We start from the raw sequence: 816 nt of genomic DNA, 5'->3' as shown, positions 1-816 counted from the left end.
CCAGCTGCCGAGCTCGAGCCCCTTCTTCGTCGCCTCGCCGGTCTGGCGCGCGGTCATCTTCGCGTAGATGTCGTCGACGAGCTTGCGGAAGGCCGGGTCAAGGCGGTTGCGCGGATGCTTGAACGGCACCTTGATCTCGGCGATCACACGGCCCGGGTTCGACGACAGCACGAGAATGCGGTCGCACATGAACACCGCTTCCTCGATGTTGTGCGTGACGATCAGCACCGACTTGATCGGCATCCGGCCTTGCGTCCACAGGTCGAGCAGGTCGGTACGCAGCGTTTCGGCCGTCAGCACGTCGAGCGCCGAGAACGGCTCGTCCATCAGCAGGATCGTCGGGTCGACCACGAGCGCGCGCGCGAAGCCCACGCGCTGACGCATGCCGCCCGACAGCTCACGCGGGTAGGCGTTCTCGAAGCCGTCGAGACCGATCAGGTCGATCGCGGCGAGCGCGCGTTCGCGCCGCTCGCGTGCGCCGACGCCGAGCGCTTCCAGCCCGGCTTCCACGTTCTGCAGCACGGTGAGCCACGGGAACAGCGCGAAGGTCTGGAACACCATTGCGACGCCTTCGGCCGGGCCGGTCAGCGGCTTGCCGAGGTAGGTCACTTCACCGCCGGTCGGCTCGATCAGCCCCGCGATGATCCGCAGCAGCGTGGACTTGCCCGAGCCGGAGCGGCCGAGCAGCCCGACGATCTCGCCTTCGCGCAGCGACAGGTTCGCGTCGTCGAGCACGAGCAGTTCGCCCTGCGTCTTGTTGAAGCCGCGGCAGACGTGATCCACGCGCAGGATTTCCTCACCGAGGCGCGGCGGCTG

1 protein-coding gene is annotated in these 816 nt (G+C 67.9%); it reads right to left on the bottom strand.

Annotation, left to right across the window (positions count from 1 at the left end):
• The coding region (locus DIE11_RS36000; RefSeq protein WP_148093074.1) for an ABC transporter ATP-binding protein at positions 1-816 on the bottom strand (816 nt) is incomplete at both ends.

Origin of the sequence: Burkholderia sp. Bp9012, from assembly GCF_003853825.1 — a bacterium.
In the GTDB taxonomy this organism is placed as follows: domain Bacteria; phylum Pseudomonadota; class Gammaproteobacteria; order Burkholderiales; family Burkholderiaceae; genus Burkholderia; species Burkholderia diffusa.
This window is presented reverse-complemented; position numbering and strand designations above follow the sequence as displayed.